Origin of the sequence: Pedobacter sp. (assembly GCF_965249885.1) — a bacterium.
GTDB lineage: Bacteria > Bacteroidota > Bacteroidia > Sphingobacteriales > Sphingobacteriaceae > Pedobacter.
Genome location: NZ_OZ252254.1, coordinates 4,145,896 through 4,160,412, shown reverse-complemented (window position 1 = coordinate 4,160,412; position 14,517 = coordinate 4,145,896). Strand labels below are relative to the sequence as shown.

Here is a 14,517-nt window from a genome sequence, read left to right as displayed (position 1 = left end):
TAACCAACTAAACGATTAACCTGACACCTGACCACTGATACCTTACCACTGACACCCGACCAATCACTAACTCCTAACCCCTATTCCCTAATTCCTAATCCCACACATTTTAACCTTTCTAACAAAAAAAAGCGACATCAATTTTGATATTAGGGGATATTATAGTTTTATTTGCACAAAATCCCTAGTTAATGGCAAAAAATTTATTGATAGTTGAGTCTCCCGCAAAAGCGAAAACCATAGAAGGATATCTTGGAAAAGATTTTTTAGTAAAATCCAGCTATGGACACATTCGTGATTTGGTAAAGGGCGACATGGGAATAGATGTGGACAATGATTTTTCGCAGACTTATGAAGTACCAGCTGATAAAAAACAGGTAGTATCAGAGTTAAAAAAACTAGCAAAAGGTGCAGAAACGGTATGGTTAGCATCCGATGAGGACCGCGAGGGAGAAGCCATTTCTTGGCACTTGTTTGAAACTTTGGGTTTAAAACACGAGAATACCAAACGTATCGTATTTCACGAAATCACTAAACCTGCCATTCTAAAAGCGATAGAAACTCCTAGAACCATTGATTATAACTTGGTGCATGCCCAACAGGCTCGCAGGGTGTTGGATCGTTTGGTGGGCTTTGAGCTATCTCCAGTATTGTGGAAAAAAGTAAAACCTTCACTTTCTGCAGGCCGTGTACAATCAGTAGCGGTACGTTTAATTGTAGATAGAGAAAGAGAAGTAAATAAATTTGAAGCTACAGCCGCATTTAAAATTACCGCACAGTTCACTACCGGCAATGGCCGTGAAACGGTAAAAGCGGAATTGCCACAACGCTTCGAAAAAGCAGAGGAAGCAGAAAAATTCCTACAGGATTGTATTGGTGCCAACTTCAAGGTCAACAACTTAGAGGTGAAGCCAGCCAAAAGAAATCCGGCAGCTCCTTTCACCACCTCTACCCTACAGCAGGAAGCTTCCAGAAAGTTAGGCTATTCGGTAGCAAGGACCATGCAAATTGCACAGCGACTTTACGAAAACGGTAAAATCACTTATATGCGTACCGATTCAGTGAATTTGTCTGAAACTGCCATTGCCGCTGCTGCTGCAGAAATTAAATCCGCTTACGGCGAAAAATATCATCACCAAAGAATATACAAAACAAAATCTGCGGGTGCACAGGAAGCTCACGAAGCAATCCGCCCTACTTATTTTGAACAACATACTATTAAAGGCGATGCTTCAGAAACACGTTTATACGAACTGATCTGGAAACGTGCCATCGCATCGCAAATGAGCGAAGCTGTTTTTGAAAAAACTACCGTAGATATTGGCATCAGTACTAGAAAAGAAACCTTAGGTGCCGAAGGTGAAGTGTTGAAGTTTGACGGTTTCTTAAAGGTATACTTGGAATCAACCGATGATGAGGAGGATGAAAACGAAAGCAATTTATTACCTCCATTAACTGTGGGTCAAGCATTGCAACTGAAAGAAATGTTAGCTACCGAACGTTTTTCTCGTCCACCAGCACGCTATACCGAGGCTAGCTTGGTGAAAAAACTGGAAGAACTAGGCATCGGCCGTCCTTCTACTTATGCCCCTACCATCTCTACCATTCAAAACAGAGGTTATGTAGTGAAAGAAGATAGAGACGGCAAGAAAAGAGATTTCACGGCATTTACATTAGCTGATGGAAAAATCAGCAGACAGAAAAAATCGGAAATCACAGGAGCTGAAAAAGGAAAGTTATTCCCAACTGATATAGGCGAAGTAGTGAACGATTTCTTGGTGGAACACTTCAAAGGTATCGTAGATTTTAACTTTACCGCCAAAGTAGAAAAGCAGTTTGATGAAATTGCACAAGGCCTACAGGAATGGACTAACATGCTTCACTCCTTCTACAAACCTTTCCATAACGAAGTAGAAAACACCATTGAAACGGCTGATAGAGCTACTGGTGAGCGCTTATTAGGTGTTGACCCAGCAAGTGGAAAAAATGTATACACTAAAATTGGTCGTTTCGGACCATTGGTGCAAATTGGCGAAGTGAGCGATAATGAAGACGAAAAACCTCGTTACGCCAGCTTAACCAAAACGCAATCGGTAGGTACCATCACTTTGGAAGAAGCCTTAGACTTATTTAAACTCCCGTTTCAACTGGAAGATTACCAAGGCAAAGAAGTTTCGGTTGGTTTAGGTCGTTTCGGACCTTACGTGAAATGGGGCGATGCTTACATTTCTATTCCTAAAAACGTAGATCCTTTAACCATAGATAACGACAGCGCAATCGCCATCATCAGCGAAAAAGTGGATGCTGATGCACCTGTGGCACATTACCAAAATATGCCGGTTACGAAAGGCAAAGGCCGTTTCGGTCCTTTCATTAAGTGGAACGATTTGTTCATCAATGTGCCTAAAGCTTACAACTTCGATAACCTTTCCCAAAAAGATATCGATGAGTTGATCAGCAAAAAGATAGAAAAGGAAAACAACCGTTTCATCCAGCAGTGGGAAGCAGAAAAAATCGCTATTGAAAATGGCAGATGGGGACCTTTCATCCGCTTTGGCAAAGACATGCTGAAATTGGGCAACAACCCTTCTACCAAACAAAAATACACCGCCGAAGAATTGGCAAGTGTTTCTTTGGATGAGGTGAAAGCTTTAATTGTAGCGCAAAAACCGGATGCTTTTGAAGCCAAGAAAAAAGCCCCTGCAAAAACGAAAGCCGTAGCGAAGAAAAAGTAAACAGTGGTCAGTTAGCAGTAGTCAGTTATCAGTTTTAATCAGCTAACCGACTAAACAAATTAACAATTAACCAGCTAACGGATAAACAGTTCACCAATTCAACAATTAACCAGTTAACCAACTCTACTTTGAAAGCAGATTTACCAGAAAACATAGTTGAAGATGTAGCCATTGCAGTGGTTTTAATGAGTGAAACGCCAGAAGTGAAAAACTGGACGGTTTATTTAGTGAACCTCAAAAACGTACCCATCACCAACGTACTCATTACCTCTAAAGGCTACGGCGAAAAAGATGGCAAGCAGGTAAAAACATCCTTGCTCAGACATTTCATTGGCGATGTGCCTGCCCAAGGTTCCGCCGGCGTAGAAGCTATTGATCCCGCGGTATTCGGACTAACGAACGAGTACTGGTTAAGCTATTACATTGATGGTACCATTTACGACAAGAAATTCATATTCCTTCCCGAAAGCATCGTAGATAGCAATTTGATCAGAATTCCGGTACTGAACAAACCCGGGGTGATGATTAGGTAAGTTGGTTGTTTGGTTGGTTCGTTGTTTAGTAAAATAGTTCATTAGCTCATTAGTCGTTGTTAATTGTTTGGTTCATTGCTAACCGCCAAAAACATTGATTATTGTGATTTGATTATTGGTCATTGGTTATTTCTTAAACCGTCATGTTGAACCTCTCGAAACACTCTTGCCAACTAACCCCTGTCACCTTTCACCTAATCCCTGATACCTGATACCTGATTACTGTTAACTGTTAATTGCTTTCAAATTACTTGCCAGCTTCAAACAGTGCAGTCAATTTACTTTTCAAGATTTCACCTTTTAGGTCTTTTGCAATCACAATTCCATCTGGGTCAATTAAAAAGTTAGCGGGAATAGAAGTTATACCGTATTTTAAATACACTTCACCTTTATTTCCCTTCAAATCAGCAACCTGTACCCAAGTAAGCTTATCTTTTACAATAGCTTCAAGCCACTTACTTTTTTCTGTGTCTATAGAAACGCTTAAAATAGTGAAGCCTTTAGCTCGGTATTTTTCATAAGCCGCAATCAGATTGGGGTGTTCTTCTCGACAAGGACCACACCATGAGGCCCAAAAATCTAGGAGCACATATTTACCGCTAAGTGAGGCTAGGTCAATCGCTTTACCATTACTGTCTTTCATGGTAAAATCTATTGCTTTTGATCCAGCCATTACTTGCCTTTTCTTGTTAATTCTGTCGCTAATTGTAAGACCTTTTGCTGAGCGTTTAAAATGTTCCGGAAGCATGGCATATACTTTCTCCACTTTAAAAATATGGCTATTAATCCTCGAAAGGTTTTCTAACAAATCTAAACTAACTTGAGAATTAGCATAATCCGCAGCAAAAGCCAATTTAATTTCCGTGCCTTCATAGAAGTTTTGCTCAATTACTCTTTTACTATGATTTAGTAGTGCGGTATCTTTTCTTTCCTCATCAGTAAAAAGGTCTGGATCTTTTATTTTCCTCATTTTTTCCTTCAAACTGCTTAGCCTATTTTGCAATAGCTGTAAGGTTGTATTCAATGGTGTTCCACTTACAATTGCATTTGACAAGGTATCGGAGCTATTTACTTTAATTATACCAGGTTCAATGTACACTTCAACCCAATCATTAATAAAATCGGCGTATTTTGGGTTTTGGTTTCGATAGAGATTAGCTTTCACGGGAGTTCTTATAAGGCCTGTGAACGTAAATTTTCCGTTCGAAGCTGTCACCGTCTGGAAAACGTTTCTGCCTTCTTCTTTGTAGGAGAGAAATAAGCTATCGCCATCTTTCATCTTCTGACCATGGCCTAGGATATTAAAATTTGTTTGCCCATAAGCCATCGACGAGCTCAGAAAAAGTAAAAAAATCAATAATCTACGTTGCCATTGTTCCATATATCTTGGAGTTTGGATGCCTGTTTGCGTAAATATATTAAGTTTCGCCGACTTGATGGGATTTCTGTTGAAAATGGCGACCTTTTTAACTTCAAAGCGGTCACCCTGGCCGAACGTCTGTGCCTCGGAAAATAGGTATTATCTATAGAAGCTATGCCGTCTTTACCACTCACCACACTTTTAAATGATCGAAACATCAGTCCCACTTTATTAAAAACCTAATAGAATTTTATGGTTGCTTCCAGCTTCTCTGCAAAAGTATAGATATCGTTCAAGTCACTGATTTCTATTTTCTCGAATGACTTGTCTGCCAGCGCAACTGAGACAGAAAGTTGCTTCGTATTAAAATTCAACCTGCAAATTGGCCTTCTGTTATTGTCATCCAGTAAAATTGCACAATACGACTGGCTATCTCGCATGGTTACTCTCCTTGGATCAACTACCTTTCTAAGAATAGCCTTGATAATCATAAAAGCTTCTATTTCCTCTTCGGTAGTTACAATTTTATCTTCCTTCGGCAAATCCTCGGTAAGAGCAGGCTCATTTTTTTCTTCCGCCAGCAATGCCGTTTTTAGCGTTCCGCTGATACTTTCATTGATAATTAAAGAGAACGCCTTTTTAGTGATGGAGGTAAACTGTTCCAATACCTTGGGCGTAACAATGGAATGGTATACCTGCTTAGCAAAGTACCTAACGAAATCCTCACTAGGTAAATTGATTTCCTTTTGGATCAGCCCTCTCAAATCATTTAGATATTTTAGCTCGTTTGCAGTGCTGGTTACATTTTCTATATCAAAATATGAGCGATGGAATTTCTTAAGCTCATGGATTTCATTGTCTTTGATTTTAGTGATATCAAACTCAAAGAATGGCTTTTCATCCATCTTGTTAGGCGCATTAAGATCTGTGTAGAACCTGAAATGTATGCCATTTGTGAGTAAGCCAAATTTAGCCTCTGTAGTATGGAAATATCTAAACAACTGAGAATTGTGAGGATCAAGCTTTTCAGTATAGTGCTTACACTCAATTAGGATAATAGGTTTGTCCTGTTTCATAATTGCATAGTCTACCTTCTCTCCTTTCTTAATTCCAATATCTGCAACAAACTCAGGATTGACTTCAAAGGGATCAAAAACATCGTAACCCATCAATTGGATAAACGGCATAATCAGCGCATTTTTAGTAGCCTCCTCGGTTTTAATTTGCGGACATAGTTTTTCTACTCGAGTTGAAAATTGATAAACAAGATCTTTAAAATCCATGATATAGTGTTGGTTGAATGAGATGATTTTTTTTGATTCTCGATTTGCTAGTACATAGCGTACAAAAACCAATTACCTCAAAGATGTGGTTAAGGCATTATATTTTTTTACGGTTTTCCGTAGCCAACGCTTCCATATTTTCATTTTTACTTCACCAAATGAACGGGTGAGTTTCACTTATGCCACAGGCAATATCATGAGAATAAAATACTAAGGATAAGACCGCTAATTTTCACAACTTTACGGAATAACGTAATCCTTCAAATTAACCTTAAACTAATTTCGCTGCTCACCAATTCAAATAAAAATGAAGCAACTTTTATTCTTTATCGGCATTTGCCTAATGCCATTTTTAAGCAACGCTCAAAGTGTCGCTGGCACTAAACTCAAGGAGGAAGCACTTGGACGATGCACCGGATCTGCCTATTGTTCCGCCTGTCGTAATTGTTCTCGCTGTGCACATTGCGGTAGCGGCGGTACCTGCGGCGTATGCGCACCATCCGTATCTTCGTCTGCCGACTATTATCCTAGCAGAAGTACTTCAGCTAGAAAAAAATCAAAATCTAATAGTCATAGCAGTAAACAGAGCACAAGCGCATCAAGAAGAACAACAACCTCCAAGAATGTCGAATTAGAGTACTTGGAAGTAAATGTAGATGTATTGAGCTTACGCAAAGGACCAGGCAACACTTACGCGGTGGTTGAAAAACTGAAATTTAAACAGCGTTTGCAGGTAATCAGCAAGCACGGCCAGTGGACAAAAGTTAAGGTACTAAGCTCCGGCAATATCGGTTACTGCAATAACGATTATATTCGTTAGGATAATTCTTGACCACAATTTGAAGAAGAAAGCATCAAAATATCAATTACACAATCCTCTCCCTAACCCTTCCGAACAGTCGGGACAAGTACTCCTTTAAAGAGAGAGGGAATGAGTTAGTGCTAAGCTATTCCCAAGTACAATTCTCTGCCTTTCAGGGGGGAGATGCCGAAGGCAGAGGGGGTTTAGTGGCATAGCAGGTTTTCGATGGAGAAAGCACCAAAATATCAATTTACAAAAATTGAACTTGCAGCCATGGTTTCGCTGAAGCTCAGGTTGCACCTACATCATCAAGGATAAAGAAGATGCCCTGCGGCATAACGAAAACTAGATCTCTCGAAAAGCTCGAGATGACAAAATAGCGACGATACTACATGAAGACACTGGCACAAACCATTCCTAAGCACGAACACGGCCTAGCAGGTTTTCGAAGGAGAAAGCACCGAAATAGCCCTTGCACAAACTCCTAACCGTTCACTACCAAGCAAGAAAGCAGCGTGAGCGGAAGGCAACGGAATGGAAAACGCCTTTTTCTTGCGCCATCAGGATATTTGGTCGCTTAATCCAAGAAAAGGTGCAAGCCTTGATTGTTTGCTTCTTTATCATCAAGGATAAAGAAGATGCCACGCGGCATAGAGCTTATATAGGCAAGCATGCTTTCGCTGAGCTTAGGTTGCTCTTATATCATCAAGCATAAAGACGATGCCCAGTGGCATAACTTGTGCCAATTCATCGGTAAAGCTACAAATTGACAGCACGCTCGTAGTTCCGTATTATTGACCAGCACTTTGCAATCTTTCCGAAGCAATTTCATTCTTATAAATCCGGTCGCTCAAACGACTTAACCTACGTCCATGCACAGGATGAACACCTTTTACCGTAAAATAATCAAATTTCTTATCGTGCTTCAAATACCATATTTTACCAATAGAGCGCTCTGTAATCGTATCAGGCTTGGTAATCTTTCTAAAATTAGCCACTAAAAAAGTATCAAGTGCTATCTTTTCTGTTTCTTCTGACAATTTAGCATCGCAGGCAATCGCAACATAGTGGTCATCCTTCCAGTACATACATTGCTTTTCTTCTGGATCAGCTATTGCATCTTTTATTACAAATCCGATAGATATCGCAATCAACATTAAAAAAAGTAATAAAGCTCGCTTTTTAAGTTTATCACTTGGTGTTTTTATTCCTCCTGGCGTTTCGGCACTCCTATTTACTTTATTTACCCCATCAGTTATTCCCTCACCATTTAGCGAATTTTCTTCACCGCTTGGCAACATTACATCACCCTTTTTGATATCCTTTTCTCCCTCAACTGTAGTTGTAGTCTCAGGCAGGTCAATCCTACTCCCCGCTTCCGGTTGATCTCCGCGTTCTAATTCAATCGCCGTAACTAACGTTACATCAACGTCATCTGCTACTTTAGTTTCATCCGAATTATAGTTCTTACCAAATACGCAGGGACGCTCGAAATCGAGCAAAAGTGCCGCCAAGTGCACATGCTTATCCTCCGGAGTTGAAGTTTTTCCCTTCAACCAATTGATGACCGGTCTAAAATCGTCTATCTCCGCATGCTTCACCATCTTGGCATAAGCAGCGGCATCCTGTTGTTTACCAAAGAAAGCTTCCAATACCTGCCCATCTTTCATTGGATCAAAACTAGTGGACAGGTAGTGCTCCAAATGGTCCCTAATCTTCGCCGGAGACGGCTCTTGCAGCCTAATAGGCAACTCACCAGAAGTTTTTTTCAATAGATAGTACTGTCGTATAGCTTGCTTATAAGTCGAAAACATCAATCGGAATTTGAGCGAATTTATCTCGGAATATACGGAATTTATTACGGTTTTCCGGAAATCCTCCAGAAAGAACGGAAAGAACGGAACCGTCTTACCATCAATCCCTTATCATCCCACAACTTTGTATTCGAAATCGCTAGCCAAGTTTAAAAACAATTCTGGCAGGCGAGATCCACTGAGCCGCAAAAGGCGGAGAAAGGAACTGAAGGGAAGCAGCCCTCTTTTCCGCCCAAGCAGCTCAAACACCTTCCCAAACTAAGCGGCGCCGCTTAATCATGCAGCAAGCTATCGAAAGTTCGGTATGCCCTGCCAATTAGCAACAATTTAAAAATTAAAAAAATGTTTTTACCTCTTTTTATTGCCATATTATTGGGCTTGGCATCCCCTGCGCAGCAGAATTGCGGAAACAAAAATACAACAGTACAAGTTAACAGCACCGACCCTGATGGTGACCCAGATGATGGAGGGGAAACTGGCGACCCTGGTGAAGATGGAGATGGCGGTGGCCACAATGGAGACAACGGTACCATTAGACCTACAAAACCGTAATCAAAATGACGTCTGCCTTGTTTTAAAACCTACAGTTTTACAAGACCGTGCAAATATGCACGGTTTTGTTTATTTTAGGCGAAAACTGGAAAAATTGAAACGCCACCTCACCTTCCTTTTATTGTTGCTCATCGTGTTGCTCTACTCTTGCCAAAAATCACAAGACAAAACGAGTGAGAAATCTACAGATCTAACAGCTGATTCCCTTATTAATGTTGCCGACCGATTGTGGGACAAGGGACGGTTAGATAGTGCCTTCCTAGTATATGCACAAGCTCGTGAATCTGCCGCAAAATCCAAAGATAGCTTAAACTTGGCCAATGCCTTAATCAGTATGGGCATACTCGCTAACGATCAAGGAGATAGTTTTAACGGACAAGAATATGCCTTGGAAGCTACACAGTACCTCAATCGCAACGACAAAAAACACCATCGTAGCATCATCGCCAACTTAAACAATTTAGGTGTTACCGCATACGACCTTAAAAAATACGACGATGCGATTGACTTTTATAGTCAGGCCATTCCACTGGCCAATGATACCGCACATCTTCATATCGCTAAAAATAATCTGGCCAACGCCTACCGACAAAAAGGCAACTATGCCATGGCCATTAAACTGTATGAAGAAATATTAAACAACACCCCTTCTCCTCAGAACAAAGCCAGAACAATGACTAATTTGGCAAAAGCACAACTGATGCGAAATCAAAATTTCAATCCAATACCGCTATACCTCAGTGCGCTTCAAATTCGTAAAAATATAAATGATGAGTGGGGAAAGAACTCAAGCTATTCGCATTTGGCCGACTATTACTTGTACCGTGTACCTGATTCATCCCTATACTACAGCCGCCTCATGTATGAACTGGCAGTGGCGTTGAAAAATCCAGATAATGAATTGGAAGCTTTAGCTAAACTAACCGAACTTGAACCTAAAAATCACCTCAACTTATTCCGCCGCTATCGAAAGCTTGACGATAGCCTATCAAGTGCAAGAAATGTTGCGAAAAATCAGTTTGCCCTAATTCGATATCAAACCGAAAAATATAAAATAAATACATTGCGGCTGGAAAGGGAGAATGAACAAAAAAAATCGCAAATAGATAAACGAAATACGCTCTTAGCGATAGCCATATTAGCGATATTACTTATCTCATTAACCGCAATAGTAGTTTATAAGCAACGTAAACGCCGCCTAACCGAGCACGCCGAAAAACAAATTAGAGACAGTAAACTAAAAACTTCAAAAGAAATCCATGATGTCGTTGCCAATGGTCTCTACAGAATGATGTCTGAAGTGGAGTATAGTGAATCAATTGATAAACCAAAATTTGTTGGACAGCTTGAAAAGCTATATCACCAATCCCGACAGATCTCACACGCGGTATCGGCAAACCCGCAGGATTTCGTTGAGCGTTTGGAAGAACTCATTCATGCATTTTCCAGTTCCGAAACGAAAATCATTACCGTGGGTCTTGATGAAAAATTGAATACCAGTGTTAGTGTGCCTGTTAAAGATGAAATTGTACTCGCTGTACAGGAGTTACTGGTGAACATGAACAAATACAGCAGTGCCTCTCAAGTAGCGCTTCGTTTCATATTACAAGAAGATGAACTGGAAATCCGATACCGTGACAACGGGATTGGCCTATCAGGCGACAAAAAAGACGGGATTGGAATTCGTAATACGGAAAGCCGTATTGCAGCAATAAACGGGCATTTTATATTTGGCAATCATGGGAATGGCGGTGTACAAGCAGTTATTAAAGTCCCATTAACCTAAGAAATAAATATGCTCGAAAAAGTATTAGTGGCGGAAGACCACCAAAATAGCAGCAAAGCTGTTACTAAAATCATTGAGGAATTAGCAATTCCAGTTTGCAACTACGTATATTATTGTGACGATGCATTAACACGCTTAAAAAATGAACTTGCTTCTGGTGAGCCGTACGACCTATTGATTAGCGACATTTCTTTTATAGAAGATCACAGGACGCAGCGACTGAAAAATGGTGTGGAGTTAATCATAGCGGCCAGAGAAATTCAGCCACAGCTGAAAGTTATCATCTTTTCTGGAGAAGACCGTCCAGCAAAGATTCAATCCTATTTCAAAGACTTAAAGGTAGATGGATACGTACAAAAAGGTCGAACTGACGCTATCGAACTTGAAACAGCCGTAAAATTAGTAGCCAAGGGCCAAGTTTATATGCCTCATGGAATCAGAGAGAAGATGAGTCCATCACACAGTCACCAATTCACCAACTACGATATTACTGTGTTATCGTTATTGGCAGAAGGAAAAAAACTACAAGATATCCCTGATTTACTGGTAAAACTTAATGTTTCGCCTAGTGGAAAAAGTTCGATGGAAAAACGCCTTAACCACATCAAGACCGTGTTGAACTTCAACAAAAACGAACAGTTGATCGCCTTCTGTAAGGATATGGGCATCATATAGCCCAATCCATTAACTTACCAAATGAAATAGCTCCCCGGTTAACGGCCTACCATCCGTTACGGTTTTCCGTACAATTAGTTGGTGTACACCTTTTAGTTTTGGGTTTATAACAAACTGGCAGCTTATGCCAATAAACCTAACAAACAAAAAATGGAAAACCAAATTACCGCCACGTTACAAAGCCGTTTTCTGAGAATCTACCAAATGGCTTGTGCCGACGAAAATTTTGACACGCCCGAGATGAAGCAGCTATATCTTTTTGCTGAACAACGCGGGCTCGAAACAGAACAGCTGGAAAAGATCCTAACCGATCCATTGGCTAGGTTAGCAATACCTAAAACTAGGGACGAGAGAATTGAATACCTATATGACTTGGCATTGATGACTTGGGCAGATAAAGAGATAACTGACGATGAATACAGCACCTTACAAAAGTTCTGTCGCCGTTTTCAATTTGAGGATGCCAATATAGATGGAATCTGTGCCTTTCTATTAGAATGCGCTAAACAAGAAATGTCTCTTACTCAAGTATTAACTAAAATAAACGATTAAGCCATGGAAGCAATCAATAAGTTATTCTCCCTGAAGAAACAACTACCTGCAGACCAGCAAAATATTGAAAAAGATACCGACGAAGTACAAGTAAGAATCACCTACTACCAAAGTGGGCACGGCGCAGCGTTAAAAGCTAATGGAAATGCTTTAACATTGAAAGCGTGTTTACAAAATGTTTACAGTAGTTTCGAAGAACAATGTAGAAGACTGAAAGAAGAACAACACAAACTCAAGCAACCCTACATCCAAGATAAAGCAAAGCAGGAAGGTGAATTAAGAAATGCTGAGACAGCGCTCTCAATACACCAAGACAAATTAAATCAACAAGATCTAAAAATAGAGGCAGTAAAGCAGGACATCGAAACTGTACGTAGCAATCCGGAAAAGCATGGCGTAACCGATACCAAGCAACCACACGCCCTATTTTATATTGGCCTTTTGCTTTTGATACCTATCACCATTTACCTTTTCGTTTTTTATATATCAGCTACGTATTCGGCACTTTTCAAAATCTTTTCCGATGATAGTCTCAGTACAGCAATTTTCGACTCTCAGGCATTGAACGACGCATTCAGTGCAAGTTGGCTGGAAGGCGTATTGGTCATCACCATTCCAACTGTCTTTCTAGGTTTAGGATACATCATCCACATGATGCAAAAAGGCAAAGGAATAAAAAACTTAATGAGGCTAGCTGGGCTATTCCTTATCACTTTTTTGTTTGATGGATTATTAGCCTACCAGATAGAAAAGAAAATTTATGATTTCAACAAAACACCTACTACGCCAACCTATAATCTAAAAGTAGCTATCGGTGAAGCAGAATTTTGGATGATCATCTTTGCTGGATTCGTTGTATATATCATTTGGGGATTAGTGTTCGATTTCGTGATGAAGGAATACGAAAACATAGATAAGATCAAAGCTTTTATACGCAACAAACAACAAGAATTGCAACGATTAGAAAAAACCCGTCTTCAAATTTCAACTGATATCGAGCAAACAAAACAACTCATAAGTACCATCAAAGGGAAAATTGAAGAGCTACAAAATAAGATCGACGGATTCATTCTTAATATAAAACAATACCTACATTATCATAATCAATATGTTGAAGGTTGGCTACAAGCAATAAATGGGGAATTAGTGATGTCTGACGCCAAAAAACATGAAATATTGAACAGTTGCGCTATGGCCGCAGAAGAACATCTTAAAGAGTTAGATCTGCTCAAACCTCAACATCAACATTTAATTTATTCTAAAGTTTCTTAATATGAAAAAACATTTGAACTTAACTCTGCTTACGGCCACCCTCATCATCTTGTCGCTCAACAATGGCTGTAATGCAGAGTCTAAAAAAGACCATACACAAAACATTGCCGCTGGTCCTAGGCATGCAAAAAATCTCAACTTAAGTATATTCCTTGATCTTTCGGATAGAATAGATCCAAAGAAGTACCCTAATGAAACGATGGAAATCTATCAACGTGATTTAGGTTACATCAATAGCTTGGCGGAGGCTTTTCAAAGTCATGTAAACAGAACTAAGATCAGCAGAATGGACGAAACGATGCAAATTTTCTTTGAACCTGAGCCAAAATCAAAACAGATCAATGAACTTGCAAAACAGATGAAATTAGTATTCAACAAATCTACCGTTACGACAGATAAAATTGCTGGCATTATGCCGACGTATGAATCAAACTCAAAAAAAATCTATCAGGTAGCGTTAAAAGAAAATAAGTTCATTGGAGCCGACATATGGACTTTCTTCAAAAACAAAGTGAAAGATCAATGTATCCTGCCTAATCATCAAAATGTATTGGTCATACTTACCGACGGATATATGTATCATCAAGAGAATAAACTTAAAATTGGTAATCAAACTTCCTACTTAAGTCCGGAATTAATACGAATGGCGAAATTGAACACCCCAGATTTCGAAAAGAAAATGAGTGATGGTAAGTTCGGTTTTATACCTGCAACAAGTGGACTTCAAGAACTTAACGTATTGGTCATCGGAATCAATCCACAAAGAGGAAAACCTTTTGAAGAAGATGTGATCAAAAAATACTGGGGAGATTGGCTAAAGCGAATGGGCGTAACTAATTTCCAAATCAAGGGTACAGACTTGCCAACGTACATGGATTCGATTATTAAAAAAGGATTAGCTGGCAAATAATCAATTAAGTCGTCTCCCACTATTCTTTAATAAAGTTTAATTGATTAGTAATCAATCTATTAAAAAGTACAATTCTCTTCCTTCAGGAGGAGATGCCGAAAGGTAGCAGGTTGTTTATTGGCCTAGCAGTATTTCAACAGAAAAAGCAAAAGTATTAATAAATAACCTCTCCCTAACCCTCCCGAACAGTCGGGACAAGTACTCCTTAAAAAAGAGGGAATGAGTTAGTGCTAAACCATTCCC

General features: G+C 39.7%; 12 protein-coding genes. 9 read left to right on the top strand and 3 right to left on the bottom strand.

From position 1 onward, the window contains the following. Positions 1–191 precede the first annotated feature (191 nt). Complete coding sequence (topA, locus tag ACY2A0_RS17470; RefSeq protein ID WP_461791719.1) at positions 192–2,735, top strand: type I DNA topoisomerase; 2,544 nt, start codon at positions 192–194, stop codon at positions 2,733–2,735. Between the two features lie 128 nt (positions 2,736–2,863). Then, positions 2,864–3,268, top strand: coding sequence for a hypothetical protein (locus tag ACY2A0_RS17465; RefSeq protein ID WP_461790663.1), 405 nt, complete (start codon positions 2,864–2,866; stop codon positions 3,266–3,268). A 247-nt stretch (positions 3,269–3,515) separates the two neighbouring features. Here the strand turns inward: ACY2A0_RS17465 and ACY2A0_RS17460 are convergent, their stop codons facing one another. Together ACY2A0_RS17460 and ACY2A0_RS17455 are read right to left on the bottom strand one after the other, a co-directional pair. Next, positions 3,516–4,649, bottom strand: coding sequence for a redoxin domain-containing protein (locus ACY2A0_RS17460; RefSeq protein ID WP_461790662.1), 1,134 nt, complete (start codon positions 4,647–4,649; stop codon positions 3,516–3,518). Between the two features lie 218 nt (positions 4,650–4,867). Continuing rightward, on the bottom strand, positions 4,868–5,911 hold the full coding sequence (locus tag ACY2A0_RS17455) for a type I restriction endonuclease (protein WP_461790661.1): 1,044 nt from the start codon (positions 5,909–5,911) through the stop codon (positions 4,868–4,870). Between the two features lie 307 nt (positions 5,912–6,218). On the opposite strand from ACY2A0_RS17455, the gene ACY2A0_RS17450 reads away from it, so the two are divergent. Then, positions 6,219–6,731, top strand: coding sequence for an SH3 domain-containing protein (locus ACY2A0_RS17450; RefSeq protein WP_461790660.1), 513 nt, complete (start codon positions 6,219–6,221; stop codon positions 6,729–6,731). A 773-nt stretch (positions 6,732–7,504) separates the two neighbouring features. Here the strand turns inward: ACY2A0_RS17450 and ACY2A0_RS17445 are convergent. Continuing rightward, positions 7,505–8,527: a hypothetical protein gene (locus ACY2A0_RS17445; protein WP_461790659.1), complete on the bottom strand. Its 1,023-nt coding sequence runs from the start codon at positions 8,525–8,527 to the stop codon at positions 7,505–7,507. A gap of 342 nt (positions 8,528–8,869) precedes the next feature. Here ACY2A0_RS17445 and ACY2A0_RS17440 point away from each other — a divergent pair, with 342 nt between their 5' ends. From ACY2A0_RS17440 to ACY2A0_RS17415, 6 genes are all read left to right on the top strand, one after another. Beyond that, positions 8,870–9,079: a hypothetical protein gene (locus tag ACY2A0_RS17440; protein ID WP_461790658.1), complete on the top strand. Its 210-nt coding sequence runs from the start codon at positions 8,870–8,872 to the stop codon at positions 9,077–9,079. A gap of 55 nt (positions 9,080–9,134) precedes the next feature. Further along, on the top strand, positions 9,135–10,865 hold the full coding sequence (locus tag ACY2A0_RS17435) for a sensor histidine kinase (protein WP_461790657.1): 1,731 nt from the start codon (positions 9,135–9,137) through the stop codon (positions 10,863–10,865). A 9-nt stretch (positions 10,866–10,874) separates the two neighbouring features. Then, positions 10,875–11,540 (top strand): response regulator, encoded by a 666-nt coding sequence (locus ACY2A0_RS17430; RefSeq protein ID WP_461790656.1) that lies wholly within the window; start codon positions 10,875–10,877, stop codon positions 11,538–11,540. A gap of 150 nt (positions 11,541–11,690) precedes the next feature. Then, positions 11,691–12,092 (top strand): hypothetical protein, encoded by a 402-nt coding sequence (locus tag ACY2A0_RS17425; RefSeq protein ID WP_461790655.1) that lies wholly within the window; start codon positions 11,691–11,693, stop codon positions 12,090–12,092. A 3-nt stretch (positions 12,093–12,095) separates the two neighbouring features. Next, positions 12,096–13,364: a hypothetical protein gene (locus tag ACY2A0_RS17420; RefSeq protein WP_461790654.1), complete on the top strand. Its 1,269-nt coding sequence runs from the start codon at positions 12,096–12,098 to the stop codon at positions 13,362–13,364. Between the two features lies 1 nt (position 13,365). Continuing rightward, the gene (locus tag ACY2A0_RS17415) at positions 13,366–14,274 is read left to right on the top strand and encodes a hypothetical protein (RefSeq protein ID WP_461790653.1); all 909 of its coding nucleotides are present in this window, start codon (positions 13,366–13,368) and stop codon (positions 14,272–14,274) included. Positions 14,275–14,517: the final 243 nt, after the last annotated feature.

Coding starts and splice junctions, on each gene's coding strand:
- topA (WP_461791719.1), top strand. CDS start 192: ATGGCAAAAAATTTATTGATAGTTGAGTCTCCCGCAAAAGCGAAAACC.
- ACY2A0_RS17455 (WP_461790661.1), bottom strand. CDS start 5,911: ATGGATTTTAAAGATCTTGTTTATCAATTTTCAACTCGAGTAGAAAAA.
- ACY2A0_RS17450 (WP_461790660.1), top strand. CDS start 6,219: ATGAAGCAACTTTTATTCTTTATCGGCATTTGCCTAATGCCATTTTTA.
- ACY2A0_RS17435 (WP_461790657.1), top strand. CDS start 9,135: ATGCACGGTTTTGTTTATTTTAGGCGAAAACTGGAAAAATTGAAACGC.
- ACY2A0_RS17425 (WP_461790655.1), top strand. CDS start 11,691: ATGGAAAACCAAATTACCGCCACGTTACAAAGCCGTTTTCTGAGAATC.
- ACY2A0_RS17415 (WP_461790653.1), top strand. CDS start 13,366: ATGAAAAAACATTTGAACTTAACTCTGCTTACGGCCACCCTCATCATC.
- ACY2A0_RS17460 (WP_461790662.1), bottom strand. CDS start 4,649: ATGGAACAATGGCAACGTAGATTATTGATTTTTTTACTTTTTCTGAGC.
- ACY2A0_RS17420 (WP_461790654.1), top strand. CDS start 12,096: ATGGAAGCAATCAATAAGTTATTCTCCCTGAAGAAACAACTACCTGCA.
- ACY2A0_RS17445 (WP_461790659.1), bottom strand. CDS start 8,527: ATGTTTTCGACTTATAAGCAAGCTATACGACAGTACTATCTATTGAAA.
- ACY2A0_RS17430 (WP_461790656.1), top strand. CDS start 10,875: ATGCTCGAAAAAGTATTAGTGGCGGAAGACCACCAAAATAGCAGCAAA.
- ACY2A0_RS17440 (WP_461790658.1), top strand. CDS start 8,870: ATGTTTTTACCTCTTTTTATTGCCATATTATTGGGCTTGGCATCCCCT.